We start from the raw sequence: 13,630 nt of genomic DNA, 5'->3' as shown, positions 1-13,630 counted from the left end.
GCCGTTGTATCTCTCCCATTGGAGTGTAGAAACTTACGGGATCTGGTTGGCTATCCAGGCTCTAGTAAGCGTCATGTCAACTATCGATTTTGGGCATCAGGAATTTCTTGGCTATGAGTTTCTGCGCATCGGACGTGATAATCGGGAAGAATTAAGTAAATACATCTGGTCTGGAATAAGCGTAGGATTGCTGATTAGCGTAGTTCAGATTCTATTGATCCTGGCTTTCCTCGCTTTGGGTGTGTTGCCTACGCTACTAGGTAAGCTAGAAGTAAAAAATACTATTCTCCTGCATGAAGCAGGCTTGGTGTTATTGCTTCAAGGTATTACGTGGCTCATCAGTACGAGCATTACGGGATTGCTTTTTAGGGCCCTTGCTCCATTCGGATACTATCCCCGCATGATTTGGTGGGGGTTGATTGGGTATGTAATCACTGCCTTGGCGCCCATAATAGCTGTCGTATCGGGTGGCACATTGCTCACTGCCGGTATTGTTGCGGCTATCGCTTCGGTAGTTGTCAGCTTGCCTGTGTATATGGATTTGTTTCGATTACTTCGAAAAGAACAGATTCATTTTGCGCGGCCATCCATCAGATTAGGGTATCAGAATTTTATTCGGTCGCTGGCAATATCTGGTAAAGGCCTTTTAGAAAATGCCCGCCAGCAAGGCGCTCGTCTAGTAATGTCGCCATTGGCAGGGGTTGCCGGATTAACCGCTTTCTCCACCATGAGAACAGGGGCTAACGTTTCTTTACAAGGCCTTAATACTGTCATTAACCCATTGATGCCAGAATTAATGCGTTTTCTGCACCAGCGCGACCAGGCACGTAGCGAAGCTGCATTTGGTACTGTTTGGTTTGTATTGGTAGCAATCATGGCACCCGCCATGGTAGTGCTACAGGCGATGATTGAACCGCTGTATTTAATGTGGACCAGAGGGCAAATTCCATTTGACCCGTTGCTTTTTGCCACACTTTCGTTGAGCGTTTTAGTTTATGCTGCTGCACAGCCAGCAATTGCAGTTGTTAAGGGAAATAATATATTAAAAGCCCAGCTGGGACTATCGGCATTAGCTGCCGTAATTGTAGTTGGAGGGATATTTGTTTTTGTGCCTATGTTGGGCATATTGGGTGGCGGAATTTCATTGCTGCTCGCTGAAGTTGCTGCCATGCTTGGCTACAAAATAATGGCCCAGCGATGGTTGCAGGCAAACGGCCTGGCATGGCCTCGGCACCATTTCTTTATTGCTCTCACTTCAGTCGTAATTGCTACGGCCTCACTAGGGGCAATGGTGTGGTTGCCAGGAGCAAAATGGCTCATCGTTTCCGGGGCTTTACTCTTGCTGTATGCAAATCTTTGGCGCTATTGGCAGGCTTTGCCCTTGTTAGCAACACAGCATGCTTTGCGCATAGTAAGTGCCCTTCCCGGATTCAAAAGATTATATTCAGCTGATAAATAATAGGCAATAAAAATAATTTATATATAATCAATTGCTTTTATTGGGAATATTACAATGTACAATTCGCACGTGAGGAGCATGATGAGCAAGGAATATTCATCAGCGGAAAATATGACTAGGGGTAAGAACGGGGCTGATAATGCATTCATTTTTAATGTAGTGCGGTGGTCGTGGATGGCATTGGCAATGGCTTGTACCTTTCAATGCTTGCTATTTATCTCGATCACAAACATTACTGCAATTATCAGCATTGTTTTCGCCTGGATAGTAGCTACTAAAGTATTCATGCGCCCCGGCATGCTCAGGAGCCATCCATTGTCTGCATTCCTTATTATCGGGTTCATAGCAACTCAATTCTACTTCCCCTTGCTCTTCACTACGCTCGAAGGCAAGCCGGTTATATTTAATTTAGAGTTTCCGTATCAAGTATTTTTCCACTCTACAGCTTCGCTGTTAGTGCTGGTGATAAGCCATACGCTTTATCGTATACTTATTAATCAACCTTTAAGTACTCCTTCGTCTTGGCTTAATAAGATAGGAATTTTTTCGCCTCCTGTTGATTTACAACTCTGGTTGATGGGTTTTGTAGGCCTTGGGGCTACGGTTTATGTCTATTTACTTTCTCCTAATATCGGATGGGAGGTTTCGGGTGCTGCGTCTGATAAGGCAATTCAAGGATTGATACCTTTTTCTTATGCACCCTATTTTATTCCTTTTGGAGCATTATATGGTAATTTTAAGACCCCTAGTAAGCGGCTTGTTCCCTTATTATTAATATTTACTGTATTGCTCTTTATTGTTAGTATTGGGCGTAATAGTCGTGGTGCGTTTATGTTAGGCTTCACTTCTGTGGGATTTACTTATGCCTTAGGTTTATTACTTGGTGTTTTTAAGCCGCAGATTTTTACTGTAAAAAACTTAATTATTGCAGCAATAGCGTTTTTAGTTGTCACTGGGCCCATTGCTGATTTGGGCACTGCAATGGTTATTATTAGGGGTCAGCGCAATAAAATATCAAACGCAGAACTTATTGACCTGACTTTGCAGGCGTTTGGTGACAAGCAGGCGATTAAGGCCCGCCGATTAGAAGATAATCAGGAGCAAGGAGATTGGGATGAGCGCTACCTGGATAATATCTTCACTGCTCGATTTTCAAATTTAAAATTCAACGATGCTAGCATCGCTCAGGCTAATAAAATCAGTGATCAGAATGATGGCATGCTGCAATATTCGATCAAATATGTTTTAGGAACATTGCCTGGGCCGATACTTACTGCATTGAATGTAGATGCAGACAAAGACGCAGTATATGCAGTGTCTTTTGGAGACTACCTATATGCCGAAGCTGGGGGCCCTGTAGAAGCCCTCGGAGGATTCCGTACTGGGCATTTCTCCGGTACAGGGATGGCTTCTTTTGGATGGTGGTATTTGCTTTTTCTAGGCGTCGGCATGTTTCCAGTGTATTGGTTGTTTGATAAGCTTGTTGTTAAAGTGAGTTTGCGTGATCTGCAATCAATGATTCCTGCTCCCAAGATAGCTATTCGGTTTAGCCTCTGTGGAATCTTGGCTCTTACATCAATATTTCAATTTTTACCCTCAGAGTCGGTAACCATAACGGCTACTTTTTTGATTCGGGGTTGGATACAAATGGTGTTGTTGTACGCTGTAATATTTTATGTCACAAAGATATTAGCAGGGATTTTTCAAAATAAGCCAAAACGTGTGCGCGCAATTCGGTAGAATAATTATTCTGCGCTTGCCCAGTGTAATAGCACTAAGCTCTCGATCTTCTGCATAAGAAATCAAACCTAACATTAAATCAATACTATGGCAAAGGTTTTATACATCGGTGATAGTAGCTCCAGCTCTACATCGGGGCACCGGGCAAATGCCTTAAAAAGGCTCAAACACGATGTGGATATTCAAGATCCGTATCAGGTATTTGCTGGCCCGCTAAATTCTCGCTTGCTCAGCCCTATCCATTACCGAACTGGGTACCGACTGCTGCAAAAGCCAATGGTACAATGGGTAAAGGGATTGGTGGGTTCTTCGCCCAAACCCGACGTGATATGGGTGGATAGCGGAGAGCTGCTGGGACCAGAATGCCTGAAGGTTTTGCGAGAATTTGGCTGCCCTATCATCCTTTACAACGTGGATGACCCGACCGGCAAGCGCGATGGCCGCCGCTTCGATATGCTTGTCAAGGCAATTCAAGCGTACGACTGCGTTGTGGTAGTGCGCCGGGAAACGGAAGAAGAGTGCAATAAGCTGGGCGCGAAACGCGTGATACGGGTGCTGCGCAGCTACGACGAAGAGGCCCACAAGCCTTTCGCGCACGTCAGCGACATTCCTGCCAAATACATTTCCGAAGTTGTCTTCATTGGCACTTGGATGCGGCACGAGAGGCGCGACGAGTTCTTGTTAGAACTACTTAACCAAGGCGTGCCGATCAGCATCTGGGGTGGCCGTTGGAAAAAGTCTCCCAACTGGGCGGCGCTTGAAAAAGTGTACTGCGGGGGAGCGTTAGGTGGCCGTGATTACGTAGCTGCCATACAAGGCTCTAAGCTCTGCCTGGGTTTGCTGTCGAAAGGAAATAGGGATTTGCACACGCAAAGATCTCTCGAGGTGCCGTTTGCTGGGGGGCTGCTGTGTGCTGAGCGCACTAGTGAGCACCAGGAAATATACCAAGAAGGAAAAGAAGCGGTATTCTGGTCGAGCGCTGCTGAATGCGCTGAAATCTGCAAAAAGCTATTGGCAGACGACACATTGCGGGAAGAGATTCGCCTGGCAGGTATGGCCAAGGTTAGATCGTTGAAGGTCGGTAACGAAGACATCTGCCGTCGTATTCTGGACGCAGTTCTGTAAAGCTCAATTATTAAATAAATTGACAGCTTTGAGTGGCCCGAAAGACAATGATGCGGCGTTAATGATTTTGTTTTTTGCATAAGTAAGCGGAGCTAATTGCTACGCTTGTGAGAGCATTTTTTGTGCAAGCCGACAGATTAATGGTTCTATCGGGCGGCTGGCTATTGGCTTGTTTTAATTCCTGTTAGCTAGTCCTGGAGGTAGTGCTATGCACGCTAAGTAATGCTTGCTTATGTGCACGCTTTGCACTGGTTCTTTTCCTGTGCTATCTGACTTTTGGCTGAATAGTGATAATTGTTGGGAAAGGTTGAGCCCGTATTTGTCGAGCTGTGCAATGGCAGTAGTATCATCCGATTTACTGCTCATTAAGGGCACACCATTTTCTTGAAATTGTAATTTATTGGCCTTTCAGCATTTAGGGTGCTGGTGCTGATGTTGATTTTGTTCTGATTATTTCAAATAATATGCATATCGTTTTCTTCGACCATCCTGCTTATTTGGAATACTTGAGCATACCCCGATTTACAAAAATGCTGGTCGATGGCATGGAGCAACGTGGGCATACGACGGAGGTTTGGAAGCCTACGCCCTATTTCCTGCGTTTTTCGGCTTCGAAGAAATATCAAAAATGGCTGGGCTACCTTGATCAATACCTGGTTTTTCCGGCCCAGGTGCGCAAGCGATTGAAACAGTTTGCTGCAGATACGCTCTTCGTATTTGCTGACCAAGCGCAGGGGCCCTGGGTGCCGCTGGTGGCCCACCGCCCCCACGTTATTCACTGCCACGACTTTATGGCCCAGCACTCGGCCTCGGGCAAAATATCGGAAAACCCCACGGGTTGGACGGGGCAGCAATACCAGAACTTAATCTACCGTGGCTATTCGCAGGGGAGAAACTTCATTTCTGTATCTGAGAAAACCAGGAAAGACCTGGAGGAACTGCTGCCAAAACCACCGAAAATTTCGGAGATGGTGTACAATGGCCTAAATAAAATTTTTAAGCCGTACGATCCATCAATTGCTAGGCAAGAGCTTGGAGACAAAATTGGATTAGCCCTGCAGCAAGGATACCTGCTGCATGTGGGTGGTAACCAGTGGTATAAGAACCGCCTGGGTGTGATAGAAATGTACGATGCCTGGCGCTCGACTTATAATTCGACGCTGCCTTTGCTTTTGCTCGGCGGGGCCCTGAGCCCCGAGCTGGCAGAGGTGGTTAGCCAATCCCGATACAAAGAAGATATTCACGTGATCGGGGGGCTTGATGATAAGTATGTGCATTTGGCGTATGCTGGTGCATCCGTTTTTCTATTTCCATCATTAGCCGAGGGTTTTGGCTGGCCCATTGCGGAGGCAATGGCTTGCGGAGCCCTTGTAATAACTACCGACGAAGCGCCCATGACGGAAGTGGCGGGAACTGCTGGGTTCCTGGTACGCCGCCGGCCACATCAGGCCGCTGCTGGCGAAGCGCAGTGGGCGGTAGAAACAGCGGTTACCTTAGAAAAGGTAGTGCGGCTAACTGGCCAGGAACGCGACGAGGCCGTCGCCGCTGGCTATGCCAATGCCCGGCGTTTTAACAGTGACAATGCCTTGGATAAAATCGAAAGCATCTACCTTAAAGCGCTTCAACAGGCTGGGTTTCCAAACAAATCCGAAACGGCGTAGCGCAGGGAAAGACAACGTTTGCTAGTGGCTTTTTGGGCTAATGCAAACGAAGGTTGAATAGGATGGGGACACGCCCCAGCAGCGCGACCGACTGGTGGCCGTGGGGGCCCCGCCGCGCTACTCAGCAAGTGCCACATCCCCCATGGTGTTGCAACTCTATTAGCAGCACAACATCATCTACGAAGCTGCTGAAACTGGTGGGCGCATAGGGCCCCAGTGGCGAACGATGAAAATATCGATTGGGGCCACGTTCATTAGCCGTGTTTAGCCAGCAGTGCATAGTAAGCCCGTTTTACATATCGTGAACGGTCGTTTACAGTATGTAAACTTTAGTTAAGAAGTTAACAATAAGTTATTTATGATAGTATTTCGTTCGTTTTGTTCCCTTTTGTTTCTGTTATGCTTGACTTCCTGTTTTGATGTAGTGACTTGGGAAACAGAGATTTATGGGCCTTATTATGTCGATTCTGACCCATCTGCTTCTTACAAAAGTCTGTTCTATCGCGGAGAGGATGGGCTTGACTATGACCGCTTCCAGAATGTGTCGAAGGTTGGCTATAAATCAGGCTATATTTTTATAAAATCAGGTAGTAAGTTTTACTGGTTTGCCGTGCAGAATGACATACCGGCTGATTTAGGTAATCCAATTGTCAGTCACTTGATTAGTAAGCCATTATCAGAAACCGAATTCAATCAATTGCTGGGTACTTTAGGCATTAAGAACCTTGATTTTCAGTTCCAAGAATCTTGATTTTCAGTTCCAAGAATAAAGAGCTACTTATCGAATACCGCTTGGTAGAAAAAGACCGGATTAAGGAAGTACTTCTTGTCAAAATTTTATTTAGAACATTACGAAACGGTAGACCGAAAACCGCACTGATTCCAAGATTGGAGATATAAGACCGATTATGTTAATCAACTATTCCAAGATGAATAGGAGGCCTTTCGTATATTCTACTTACCCCTAAAGTCCTGTTTTCCCCACAAGCGACCCGACTTAAGGGGGATTTTGGTTATTCGCCTAGATATATTAGAAAACAGATAATGAGCACTTGGAAAGAGGAAACCGTTGAATTAATAGGTGCTTCCAAAGTGGACTCGGCTTTTGCTGGGGAAGCCTTTCTCCACTTAAATGGAGAGCAACTTCGTCTTCGCTTTAGTGTCAACGAGCAAGCTTACATGTTGTTGAAAAAGCTTGCTTCGTTCCAGCCGTTTGAGTCAGTAGCGGCAGGAAAATACCGGTACTACTTCTCAGGAAGTTATCGCAAAGTAGGTGAGGACAAGGTATTTGCAGGCATCCAAGTCGTGCAGGATAAGCGCCACAAAAAGTTTGAATTAGAACTGACTACGGCCTTGTTAGCTAATTTATTCTGGCTGCAAAGGATTACTGGTAAGGAGCAGATAGAACACCTGCTATTCTAAACCGGCAGGACAGTAAACTTCACAGTCGAGCTTGTCACGTTTCTTGAACCAACGTTTGACAAACGTTATAACCTACCCAAATAGCCCGCCCTGCGCCGGCTGTTCGAAGGCCAAGAGCCAGCGCTTGCGCACCAAGCCGCCCGCGTAGCCGGTGAGGCTGCCGTTGGCCCCGATGACGCGGTGGCAGGGGCAGACGATAGAGATAGGGTTTTGGCCGTTGGCGGCGCCCACGGCGCGCACGGCCTCGGGATTACCCAGCAGCTTGGCCACTTCGAGGTACGAGACGGTGCGGCCGTGGCCGATGCCGGCCAGGGCCCCCCACACCTGCCGCTGGAAATCGGTGCCGGTGAGGGGCGCGCAGATCAGGTCGAAGGCGCGCAGCTCGCCCGCGAAGTAGGCAGCGAGCTGCGCGTGGGCCGGGCGCAGGCACTCGGCCACGTCGGCCAGCGCGGTGGGGGCGGCCGCGTCGGGGCCCTCCAGGAAGCGCACGGCGTGCAAGCCCGCATCGGAGCCGGTGAAGGCCAGCAGGCCAATGGGCGAGTAGAGGTGGGCGGTGGCGGGCGCGTTCGGCATGGGTAAGGTGCAGATTTACCGCAAGAAACGAAATTCTACGGCGCGCATTGCCCAGGGCCCCAGCCAGCTACAAAACCAGCGCCGGGGCCCGGCGTGGTCGGGCGGCCGCGGCCACCACGGCTTGGGCTTCTAGGAGGGCCTCGGCGCTGGGCTGGTGCAGCACGCGAGCGGGGCCGGGCTGGCCCAGGTCGGCGTCCCACAGGCCCGAGCGGTGCCACTGGTCGAGGTGGTCCCAATCGGGGCGGTCCACCACGGGGTAGAGGCAGGCGCCCCACAGCGGCAGGCCCTCGGCGAGCACGGCGGCGCACTCCTGGCCAATCAGGCGCAGCCACAAGGGGCGGTCGATGCCCGGGTGGCTGGTTTCGGTAATGGCGAAGGGGCGCTCGTAGCGGCGGTAGGCATCGCGCAGCAGCTGGCGCAGGGGACGCAGGCGCGGGTCGGGCACGTCGTCGTTCCAGCCCATTATTTGGTGCGGGTTCAGCTGCCACTGGTTGTCGTAGTAGTAGTTGAAGCCCACAATGTCGAGCAGCGCGGGGTGGCCGCCCAGCTCGGGGCACATGCGCCCACAGAGGATGTCGGTGGCTTGGAACTGGTTGTTGTGCGCGTCGCGGGCCTCCCGGATTTCGCGGGCCGAGGCCCCAAACCGGGGCACAATGGCAATGAGCGGCTCGGTGGTGAGGATGCGTATGCTGGGGTCGGCCTCGCGCAGGGCGTGGGCCCCCTCAATGTAGGCGCGCATCAGCTCGTACTTCACCTGCCAGCCGTTGCCGTTGCAATAAGGCGAGGTGCCGCGGGCGTCGCCGCCGAGCCACGAGATGAAGCTCACCTCGTTGATGGGCGTGACGATGAGCGTGCCCGTGGGCCGCTGGCTGCGGTAGAAATCCACAAAGGCCCGGCACAGGGCCGCAAACCGGCGCGCAAACATGGGGTGCAGCGGCGTCAGGTCGTCGGGGTAGCCGAAGTGGCACAGGTCCCACACCTGCTGGATGCCGTGGCGCTGCCCGGCGTCGAGCATCATTTGCACGGTGCTGAAATCGTACTGGTAAGGCGTTTTTTCGATGTGCGCCCAGCGAATGCCCTCGCGCACGGTGCCAATGTTGAACGGCGCCAGGGCGGCGTAGTCCTCGTCAATTAGGGGCAAGTGGCCAGTAAGGGGCAGGAAATCCACGCGGTTGCCGAAGGCGTTCAACTGGTCGGTGCATTCAAAGCCGCCCCACCAGAAGGACTGGAAAGGGCTGGCGCCAAGCGTAGTAAAATCCATAGCAAAAGAGGGTAAGTGCAACAAAAGCGGCCGCCCCCGCCGCTGCAAGCGGAACCAGGGCGGCCTCCTTGTACCACAAAAGTGCTGTCGAGGTTCGAAATAGGGCCCCGGGGCCCCGGCCAACTGGGGGCCGTGGATGGGCGGTTATCTGCCTGGCGGCTATACCGGCCGTCAGGCTGAGCGGAACGAAGTGGAGCCGAAGCATCTCCCCCGCAGAGCAATTAATTACTGCTGCTGTAGAGATGCTTCGGCTCCACTTCGTTCCGCTCAGCACGACGGGGAAGAAGTTCGCAAAAGGGCTAGGGGCCCCCGGGCCCCTAGTGGCTACGCGCTGGCTTTAAGGGCCGTAGCCTCCACAAAGATGCGCTTCATCTCGGGGTGCTTGGCCCGGATTTGCTGCTGCAAGGCGCTGATGGCCTGCTCGACTTGGTCGGCCGTCAGGGCGTCAGTAAAGTCCACGTCGAAGGCCAGCACCACGTCGGTGGGGCCCAGGTACATGGTGAGGGGCGAGCGAATGGTTTCGACGTGGGGCTGGGCGCGGGCAATGGCTTCGAGGCTGGCCAGCGTCTCGGCGTCCACGCCCTGGCCCACCAGCAAGCCCTTGGTGCGGTACACCAGGAACACGGCCACGCCCATCAGCAGCAGCCCGATGGCCACCGAGGCGGCTCCGTCGAGGTAGGGGTTGTTCAGCAAATGCCCAAAAAACACGCCCAGCCCGGCCAGCACCAGGCCCACCAGCGCGGCCGAGTTTTCGAGCACCTGGGCAAAGGCCGCGGGGTCTTTGCTCGTGCGCAGGGCCTTGAGCAGGCCGTCGGTGTGGGTTTCCATGAACGCCTTGATGGACAAGTAGGCCGCGATGCCTTCGAACACCACCGAAAAGCCCAGCACGATGTAGTTCCACTTCGCGTCCTCCATCGGCTCGGGGTCCAGGATGTGCTTGATGCCCTCGTAGAATGACATGCCGCCGCCGATGGAAAACACCAGCACGGCCACAATCAACGACCAGAAATACAGCTCTTTGCTGCGGCCAAACGGGTACTCAGGGCTGGGCGGCAGCTGGCTCTGGGCCGTGCCGTAGAGCAGCAGCCCGCCGTTGCCGGTGTCCACCAGCGAGTGGATGCCCTCGGAAAGCATGGCCGACGAGCCGGTGAAGTACGCCGCTACAAACTTGCTGAGCGCGATGGCCACGTTGGTGGCGATGCCTCCGTAGAGGGAGATTTTGGAAGAGTTGGAAGCCGACATGCCGAAAAAAAGTAGCTGGGGCCCCACCGTCTTCGTCCTCGAAAAACCGCCGGCCCCGCCCCAAAGAACGTGAATGGCGGGTGAACTCCGGGGGCCCGAGCGCCCCGGCCGGCCGGGGCCCCGGGGCCCTGCCAAGGGCCGGGGCCCTATTTTCGCCCGCATGTCGCAACCTACTTTGCAGCGCCGCCTGGGCCTCGTGCAGGCCACCGCCCTCAACATGATTGACATGGTGGGCATCGGGCCCTTCGTGACGCTGCCGCTGGTGATGGGCTTTATGGGGCCCAACTTCTTGCTGGCCTGGCTGGTGGGTGCAGCCCTTGCCGCCGTCGATGGCCTGATTTGGAGCGAGCTGGGCGCGGCCTACCCCGAGGCCGGCGGCAGCTACCGCTTCCTCAAGCTGGCCTACGGCGAGCAGAAGTGGGGCCGCTACATGTCGTTTCTCTACGTGTGGCAGACGCTCATTCAGTCGCCGCTGGTGCTGGCCTCCGGGGCCATCGGCTTCGCCCAGTACTTCGGCTACCTCGTGCCGCTGACGGAATGGTGGCAGCCCAAGCTGGTGGCCGGCACGGTGGTGCTGTTGCTCATCGCGCTGCTCTACCGCCGCATCGAGGACATTGGCAAGCTGGGCGTGGCCTTGTGGGTGGGCGTGCTGAGCTTGATGGCCTGGCTGATTTTTGGGGGCCTCACCCACGCCAACCACCCGGTGGCCGTGCTGCCCGTGGGCGGCGTGGGGGCCCTGCCTGGCCTGCTCATTTCGGCTGCCATGGGCCAGGCGGCGGTCAAAACCATCTACTCGTACCTGGGCTACTACAACGTGTGCCACCTCGGCGCCGAAATTAAGGGCCCCGAGAAGGTCATTCCGCGCAGCATTTTCCTCAGTATCCTGGGCATCGCGGCCCTGTACCTGCTGCTGAACTGGAGCGTGGGCACCGTCATTGGCTGGGAGGAGGTGCGGGGCTGGCAGGCGGGCACCAGCGATAAGTCGCAGTTCATCATCAGCGTATTTATGGAGCGGCTGTACGGGCCCGCGGCGGCCACCGTGGCCACGGGCATGGTGCTGCTGGTGGCGTTTGCCTCGCTGTTTGCGGTGCTGCTGGGCTACTCGCGCATCCCGTACGCGGCGGCGGCCGACGGCGAGTTCCTGCCCGTGTTTGCCAAGCTGCACCCCACCAAGCATTTCCCCTACGTGTCGCTGCTGCTGCTGGGCGGCGTGGGCTTCGTGTTCAGCCTGCTGTTCCGGCTGGGCGAGGTCATTTCGGCCATCCTGGCCATGCGCATTCTGGTGCAGTTTGTGGGGCAAGCCGTGGGGCTGGTGCTGCTGCGCCGCCGGCGCGGCACGGGGGCCCTGCCGTTCAAAATGCCGCTCTACCCGCTGCCCGTCGTCCTGGCCATTATCGTGTGGCTGTTCGTGTTCGCCGGTATCGCCCCGGTCGAGGTCAGCCTAGGCGGCGTGGCCTTCAAACTCTACTTCCAGGTAGCCGCCGTCGGCATGATGGCCCTGGGCACGGGCGCGTTTCTGCTTTGGAGCAAGCAGCAAGGCAAGTGGCCCTACGAGCGCCCATAACGATAGCAACCCTGCGGCTAGGTTGAAGGTAGAAAGAATCGCAACAGATAGCAAATGAACGGTCTATGCGCAAATTCTTAGGTTGGCTGAGCGCGGGGGTGGCGCTGATGGGTTGCAATTCGACCAGTATTGTGCGCGCCGGTTTCCAGGTACCGGCCGTGCAAGAAATGGCCTTCGTTTCGCCCATTACCACAATAGCCGTCGTTCGCTACAACAACCCAGGGGTTATCGACAAAGAAGCCACCATTGCGTCGGAAAGCCTGCTGCACGAGGCGCTGGTGCGGCGCCGGGCCCAACTGCGGCTCCGCAACGAGGTCACGGTGCCCGATTCGCTCCTGACGCAGGCCCGCCGCGAGGTGTACCGTGCCGTTGCGGCCATCGAAGAGCACTGGCAACTGGCCAGCGGGGCCGACTTGCCCGCACTCGATTACCTCCTGAGCCGCCAAGACCAGCGCTACGCGCTAATCCTGGCAGCCAGTGGCTTCACGCGGATTCCGAAACTGCACGAATTACTAAACAGGCCTTATATGGCCCGAATAGGTTATCTGGTTGTAGATAAATACAATCGTGGCAACGATGCTGGTCGGGCAAAATCAAAACTCTTCTTGTTTATCTACGACACCCACCAAAAGGCCATTGTGTACTACGCCCACACGCCGCCGCTGAACGACTTCGAACCCCTAGACGCGGCCAGCTTGGAAAAGCAGCTTTCCAAACTCCTGAAGAGAGACTTCAGCCAGCCCAATGCACGCAACTAAAGCCACTTTGCGCCGCAAAAGGGGTAGCCCCAGCCGAAGTGCCAACTTGGTTAGAGCGCTAGCCCAGCCACCGCATTAGCCCGCCCGCCACCAACGCACCCGTCAGGGTGTTGAGGAAGTTAACCGCGTTGTTGCTGAGGTAGCCGCGCCGCTCCAGGGTGGCGCCCAGCACCGAATCGGCCAGGTTGCCGGCCGTGCCCGCCACCAGCAGCCAACCAAAAGAGGGCCCCCAGCCGAGCCCCAAGCAGTACACGGCCGCAATAACGGCGGTGCCCGCTAGGCCCAGCGCCGTGCCCTCTATGCTCACCACGCCGTTGCGGCCGCGCACGTCGGGCTTCAGGGTGAGGATGTTATAGTAGCGGCGGCCGTACACGTTGCCCAGTTCCGAGGCCAGCGTGTCGGCGGTGGCGGCGGCGAAACTTCCGGCCAGCATCAGGCGGGCCAGCGGCGCGAGGGGCAATAGCTGCCAAGCCAGCAGGCCCAGCAGGCCCGCCACGCCAGCGTTGGCTACCACTTGGCCGGCCGTGCGGCGGCCTCGGTTTTCCTCGGCTAGCCCCAGGCGGCGCTTGTCGGCCACGCGCCAGCTGGAGGCGGCGGTGCCCAGGCCAAAAAACAGTGCCAAGAGTGCCAGCCCCACAAAGCCACTGCCCAAGTAGATAAGCAGCCCCAGCCCGCCGCCCGTGGCGGCCGCGGCCAAGGTCAGCTTACCCGCCCGCACGCTGTAAAGCATGCCCACGCCAAGCAATAACGCCACCCCACCCAAGCGGAAAAAGTCAATCATGGCCACAAAATACGGGGCGTTCGAGCGCACATAAAGCCCCGCGT

The 13,630-nt window shown here is 54.7% G+C and carries 12 protein-coding genes; 8 read left to right on the top strand and 4 right to left on the bottom strand.

The features are described 5' to 3' along the window. The first annotated feature begins 73 nt into the window (after positions 1-73). The 6 genes from EAH73_RS13910 to EAH73_RS13885 all read left to right on the top strand — a co-directional run bounded on the left by EAH73_RS13910 (position 74) and on the right by EAH73_RS13885 (position 7,407). Complete coding sequence (locus EAH73_RS13910) at positions 74-1,459, top strand: lipopolysaccharide biosynthesis protein (protein ID WP_140467522.1); 1,386 nt, start codon at positions 74-76, stop codon at positions 1,457-1,459. A 78-nt stretch (positions 1,460-1,537) separates the two neighbouring features. Beyond that, complete coding sequence (locus tag EAH73_RS13905) at positions 1,538-3,199, top strand: hypothetical protein (protein WP_140467520.1); 1,662 nt, start codon at positions 1,538-1,540, stop codon at positions 3,197-3,199. 87 nt (positions 3,200-3,286) lie between these two features. Continuing rightward, positions 3,287-4,324, top strand: a complete 1,038-nt coding sequence (locus EAH73_RS13900; RefSeq protein ID WP_140467518.1) for a glycosyltransferase — start codon at positions 3,287-3,289, stop codon at positions 4,322-4,324. A 464-nt stretch (positions 4,325-4,788) separates the two neighbouring features. Beyond that, positions 4,789-5,985 carry a glycosyltransferase gene (locus EAH73_RS13895; RefSeq protein ID WP_140467516.1) on the top strand — a complete coding sequence of 399 codons (1,197 nt, stop codon included), beginning with the start codon at positions 4,789-4,791 and terminating at the stop codon, positions 5,983-5,985. A 403-nt stretch (positions 5,986-6,388) separates the two neighbouring features. Next, positions 6,389-6,736 (top strand): hypothetical protein, encoded by a 348-nt coding sequence (locus tag EAH73_RS13890; RefSeq protein WP_140467514.1) that lies wholly within the window; start codon positions 6,389-6,391, stop codon positions 6,734-6,736. Between the two features lie 293 nt (positions 6,737-7,029). Then, the gene (locus tag EAH73_RS13885) at positions 7,030-7,407 is read left to right on the top strand and encodes a hypothetical protein (protein ID WP_140467511.1); all 378 of its coding nucleotides are present in this window, start codon (positions 7,030-7,032) and stop codon (positions 7,405-7,407) included. A gap of 72 nt (positions 7,408-7,479) precedes the next feature. On the opposite strand, the gene EAH73_RS13880 is transcribed toward EAH73_RS13885, so the two are convergent. The 3 genes from EAH73_RS13880 to EAH73_RS13870 form a co-directional block, all read right to left on the bottom strand. Beyond that, positions 7,480-7,980, bottom strand: coding sequence for a methylated-DNA--[protein]-cysteine S-methyltransferase (locus EAH73_RS13880; RefSeq protein WP_140467509.1), 501 nt, complete (start codon positions 7,978-7,980; stop codon positions 7,480-7,482). A gap of 67 nt (positions 7,981-8,047) precedes the next feature. Next, complete coding sequence (locus EAH73_RS13875) at positions 8,048-9,241, bottom strand: amine oxidase (protein ID WP_140467507.1); 1,194 nt, start codon at positions 9,239-9,241, stop codon at positions 8,048-8,050. 324 nt (positions 9,242-9,565) lie between these two features. Continuing rightward, positions 9,566-10,483 (bottom strand): cation diffusion facilitator family transporter, encoded by a 918-nt coding sequence (locus tag EAH73_RS13870; RefSeq protein WP_140467505.1) that lies wholly within the window; start codon positions 10,481-10,483, stop codon positions 9,566-9,568. A gap of 160 nt (positions 10,484-10,643) precedes the next feature. On the opposite strand from EAH73_RS13870, the gene EAH73_RS13865 reads away from it, so the two are divergent. Both EAH73_RS13865 and EAH73_RS13860 read left to right on the top strand, forming a co-directional pair. Beyond that, a complete protein-coding gene (locus EAH73_RS13865; RefSeq protein ID WP_140467503.1) occupies positions 10,644-12,047 on the top strand; it encodes an APC family permease in 1,404 nt (467 codons plus the stop codon). A 65-nt stretch (positions 12,048-12,112) separates the two neighbouring features. Next, a complete protein-coding gene (locus EAH73_RS13860) occupies positions 12,113-12,805 on the top strand; it encodes a hypothetical protein (RefSeq protein WP_140467501.1) in 693 nt (230 codons plus the stop codon). Between the two features lie 58 nt (positions 12,806-12,863). On the opposite strand, the gene EAH73_RS13855 is transcribed toward EAH73_RS13860, so the two are convergent. Further along, positions 12,864-13,586 (bottom strand): DUF92 domain-containing protein, encoded by a 723-nt coding sequence (locus EAH73_RS13855; protein WP_140467499.1) that lies wholly within the window; start codon positions 13,584-13,586, stop codon positions 12,864-12,866. Positions 13,587-13,630 lie beyond the last annotated feature (44 nt).

Origin of the sequence: Hymenobacter nivis, from assembly GCF_006439025.1 — a bacterium.
GTDB lineage: Bacteria > Bacteroidota > Bacteroidia > Cytophagales > Hymenobacteraceae > Hymenobacter > Hymenobacter nivis_A.
Note: the sequence above shows the minus strand (reverse complement) of the source record. Positions and strands in the feature narration are given on the sequence as shown.